The sequence below is a fragment of the Actinoplanes sp. KI2 genome (assembly GCF_025630775.1).
In the GTDB taxonomy this organism is placed as follows: domain Bacteria; phylum Actinomycetota; class Actinomycetes; order Mycobacteriales; family Micromonosporaceae; genus Actinoplanes.
Window position 1 is genome coordinate 1 of the sequence record NZ_JAOSZE010000099.1, and the last position, 4,244, is coordinate 4,244.

At 68.8% G+C, this 4,244-nt stretch carries 5 protein-coding genes; 2 read left to right on the plus strand and 3 right to left on the minus strand.

Going from position 1 to position 4,244, the window contains the following annotated elements; genetic code table 11:
* Window positions 1-497, minus strand: a 497-nt coding sequence (locus ODJ79_RS46305) for an MFS transporter (protein ID WP_263030138.1), incomplete at its 3' end; no start/stop codon positions are given.
* 7 nt (window positions 498-504) lie between these two features.
* Window positions 505-1,059, minus strand: a complete 555-nt coding sequence (locus ODJ79_RS46310) for an ArsR/SmtB family transcription factor (protein ID WP_263030139.1) — start codon at window positions 1,057-1,059, stop codon at window positions 505-507.
* A gap of 206 nt (window positions 1,060-1,265) precedes the next feature.
* Between ODJ79_RS46310 and ODJ79_RS46315 the strand changes: the two genes are divergently transcribed.
* A complete protein-coding gene (locus ODJ79_RS46315) occupies window positions 1,266-2,723 on the plus strand; it encodes a Fic family protein (protein WP_263030142.1) in 1,458 nt (485 codons plus the stop codon).
* Window positions 2,724-2,930: 207 nt separating this feature from the next.
* On the opposite strand, the gene ODJ79_RS46320 is transcribed toward ODJ79_RS46315, so the two are convergent.
* Window positions 2,931-3,590 carry a VOC family protein gene (locus ODJ79_RS46320; protein ID WP_263030140.1) on the minus strand — a complete coding sequence of 220 codons (660 nt, stop codon included), beginning with the start codon at window positions 3,588-3,590 and terminating at the stop codon, window positions 2,931-2,933.
* A 43-nt stretch (window positions 3,591-3,633) separates the two neighbouring features.
* Between ODJ79_RS46320 and ODJ79_RS46325 the strand changes: the two genes are divergently transcribed.
* Window positions 3,634-4,206 carry an SMI1/KNR4 family protein gene (locus tag ODJ79_RS46325; RefSeq protein WP_263030141.1) on the plus strand — a complete coding sequence of 191 codons (573 nt, stop codon included), beginning with the start codon at window positions 3,634-3,636 and terminating at the stop codon, window positions 4,204-4,206.
* Window positions 4,207-4,244: the final 38 nt, after the last annotated feature.

The window sequence follows — 4,244 nt, forward strand, 5'->3', positions numbered from 1 at the left end:
GCCGCCTCGACTCGGCGGTTGTTGGTCATGGTCGCCGTGACGGCGGTCATGGTGAGCAGGAGACCGGCGGCGGTGTAGAGCGGGGTGCGCACGTCGAACGTGGAGGCTAGCCAGCCGCCGAGGAAGGCACCGAACGGGGCGGCGCACATGGCGAGCATGCGGGAGGTGGAGGTGACCCGGCCCATCAGGTGTGCGGGGACGATCGCCTGCCGCAGGGAGGGGGCGAGCACCATGGTGGCGCCCATGCCCGCTCCGCAAACGGCGAGCGCGACGCCGGCGACGTACGGATTCGGGGCGGCGGCAAGGCCCAGGATGGCAAGCCCTTCGACCGCGGCCGTGCAGGTCAGCGCGGTCCCGGTGCCGAGTCGCCGGCCGAGGAAGGAAGCGATGCCCGCGCCGAGCAGACCGCCGGTGGCCTCCGCCGTGAGGAGCAGGCCGAAGCCGAAGGTGGCCAAGCCGAGACGGTCGTGCGCGAAGAGGGCGAGTACGGTCTCCACGGCGAAGTCATTTGGCGTCCCCTTCGGCCCGCTTGGGCTGCGCCGGCCGGAACAGCGCGAAGACGAGTGACACGTCCGGCAGCGACGGATCGGACAGCTCCCGGTACTCGTCCACCAGGGCCTGCAGCCGCGCACCCAGCTCCGCGAACTGCTCCTCGGTGAGCCGCAGATGCGCAATCCGTACGTGCCGCTCGCCATCCGCCGGCGCGGCCTCCAGGTCTGCCACCGCATGCCGCATCAGCACATCGGGGCCGCCCTCGCCCGGATCCGGCAGCTCAATGGACCGCGCGGCCATCGCGTAGTACCGCTCGGTGACCCCCCGGACTTTCCGCGTTCGTACCACCTTCACCAAGCCGGCCCGTTCGAGCAGCCGTACGTGGTAGCTCGAACTTCCCTTCGCGAGGCCCACTCGCTCGGCGATCTGAGTGATCGTCGCGGGCTCAAAGCGCAGCACGGCCATGATCCGGTGGCGCGTGAGGTTGGAGACGGCGCGGAGCTGCTCGTCAGTGGCGACGTGGAACGTCTCGGGAAGATCATCGGCAGGCATGCGCTCAATGGTCAACGATCCTTGACCATTGAGCAAACGGAATTCAAGTCAAGATCAGGTGCGCGCTCATCGGCAGAAATACGCGTCGTCGGAGGCTGTTGGGCGTGACGCTGCGTAGCGAGCGGGTCGCGGCCAGACGGGTGAGTCGATCTTGCGGACGACTCGGCGATGGAGACGTCGGCAGAGCCATCGGCCGGGTGATACTTGTCGCCGTGAATTTCATGGCCTCGCTGCCGGCGGCCGAGCTTCTGATCGCACCGTACTCGTTGACATGGGAGGAGGTCGATCCGGTCCGTCATCCGTTCGAGGCGGCGGACGCGCCGGCGGTGGTCCGGAGCCTGCCGCCGGGCATGGCGGTGCCGAGCCGCCCGGAGGGTGGCGCCGCGGACGCGGCGGTCATCAGGTGGAGCCACGAGACCGGACGCTCGTGGGCCAACGCGATGAGCGCGGCACTCGTGGAGCATTACGGCCGGTGGGCGTGCGGCTGGCGATGGGCAATGGCGGAGGGCGACATCGGTGGTGGGCCGATCGGCGCATGGTGCTGCCCGCGGGACTCGATATCCACCCCGGACGCCACCCTCGACGCGGTGGCCGCGTCGCTGGTGGAATGGCGGTCGTGGCTTGAGGACATGAGCGAACGATTCGCCCGCTTCTTGCCGCTGCCGCCAGGGGCCGCCGATGACGTGATACTCGACATCTGGGAACGTGCGGTGGCACAGCTGGTCACGGTTGTGGTCGACCGGACCGGCGCCGAAAGCGGCTGGCAAGGCCATTGCGGGCAGGTACTGGGCTGGTTCCTGACCGCTGCGGGCATCCCGGCCGACCGGCACGCAGGGCTGATCGGCGATGCCATCGGCGGACGGTTCCACAGCTGGGTACGACCGTCCGACATGGAGATCGCCGACGTCGCGGACAGACTGGCCCATCTGGTCGTCGGCTGGCCGGCCGGCCAGCGAGGTCCACGGGCCGACGACTGGCCCGACACCTGGCCGGAAGGCTGGCCGTCCCCGCGCGCGACGAACCTGTCCGACCCGGCGCCGCTGCGGAGCCGGCGGCACGGCCCGCCGCGCGAGGACGATCTCACCAGGTGGCTCGAGGTCCGGGCCGAGGTCGACTGGGGTAGCGCCGCGGCGCCGATATCCGATCCCGTCCGGAGTGACCGGGACGGTATCGCCGACCACTTCGCCGAACGCGAGTCGGGCGGCAAAGAGCTGTCCATCGTGCTCGACCAGGTCCGCCGGGCGGCAGCCGACCGGGCCCCATTGACCTTCGCGCGGCTCGCGGAGTGGCAGCGCACGGTGCTCGGAGTGACCGAGGCAAGATTCCGTACCGGTCCCGCCTCGGCCAAGGGCGGCCGGGAGTCATACCACTGGCACGCTGATCTACCGGACCGGTTCGACGCCTGCCTGAACGAGGCAACCGACGATGACGTGCCGCTGCCGTCCAGGGCCGCCCGGGTGTATCTCGACGTGGCGTTCTTCCACCCGTTCGACGACGGCAACGCGCGGGCGGCCGCGCTGGCGCTCTACTACGTCCTCGCCCGCGACGGCGTGATCCTCGACCGCGCCGAACCGCTGCTGATGACCGTTCGGCGGGCGCACGACACGCTCGGCGCGGCCGGCCTCGCGCGATTGATCGAAATGCTGGTCGACGGCACTCGCCGGCGCACGCAACGCTGATCCGGACGCGTACGACCCGCAGACCCCACCTCCGGGGGAGCTGCCGCAAGCAGGCATCCACGCTGGTCGGCTCCCTCATTCGGCGGTGCGACCGCCGGCCTGGGACGGCAACGGAACCAGGAAAGTCGCCGACCGTGGAACGATGGCGACCCGACCGTTGCGCCCGACAGTCGCGCTCGGACGGTGGCCGGCAACCGCTCCGGGCCCTCAGGTGCGGGGACCCACCTGGGTCATGAGGGCCAGCGGATGGCCGTCGGGATCGTTGAAGAACGCCATCCACTCCTCAACGCCCGACTCGTGCTTGTGGATCAGGTGTGGGGGGCTGATGATCTCCACACCGAGGGAGGCCAGCTCGGCGCAGGTGGCGTGGAGGTCGTCGACGCGGAAGTAGAGGATCGACTGGGTGCCGGCATCTTCGCCCTTCTCGGCGACACTGAGGAAGAGGCGCGTTCCGGCGCAGTCGAAGAAGGCCAGATCGCCGAAGGTGTACAGGTGGGTCAGCCCGAGCACGTCCCGGTACCAGGTGACGGAACGCTCGATGTCACGGACCGTTCGCGAGATCTGGCCGATCTGCCCCAGCTTCATGGTGCTCTCCTTCGTTGCGCAGCCGTCGAGCGGGAGCGGGGGGACCGCGTGGCGGATCGCGCTGTCCGCAGGGGCGCCTACCCAGGCGCGCAACTCCTGCCGATCAGCAAGCCCGAGCTTGGCGATCGCGTTGGCGACGTGGTACTTCACCGCATCGCGGCTGACCCCCGAGCGCACGGCGATCTGACGGTTGCTCAGCCCGTGGCGCACCGCATGGACGGTCCGCCACTCGGCCGGCGTCAGTACGTCCGGATGTCGTGGCCTGCCCCGTCGCCCGCTCATGAGCTCAAGATATCGACGGGCCCGCCGAATTACCCTCCCCTGGGTGACCGTCAACGGCCGAGGCTTGTTCGCCGGGCGACCTCCGCGCACGGCCCACGCATCCCAACGCGCCAGGGCTGCTGTCCGTGAGACCCTTTCGCACGATGTGAACGGCTGCTTGTTAGAGGTGACGATCGTGTGGATCGAAGTGGTTGTCTCGGCCTGTCCGGAGGCCGAATTAGCCCCGCCGGTGAACGCTGAAGCGATCAGTGACATTGAGCGACGGTTAGGTGACTCGGTCCCCGCCGATCTGCGGGCGCTGCTGTTCGAGACGGATGGCGTCCTTGGTGAGTATGCGTTGGATGTCGTGTGGACGGCGAAGCGTATCGCCGAAGACAATGCGCGGTTCCGGGCTGACGCCTCGTTCGCCGAGTTGTACCAGCCGTTCGACGGCCTGCTGTTCTTCGGTGACAACGGGGGCGGTGACCAGTTCGCCTTCGTGGTGGATGATCCGCGGGCCGGCGTGGTGGTTTGGGAACATGAAACGGACTGCCGGCGCAAGGTCGCTGATGGCCTTGCGGACTACCTGCGGCAGATTCTGTCGTCCGACGGTGACGAATGGTATGACCAGCGGTGATCAACCATCGTTACGCAGTCCGGTAGAACGCACTCTCT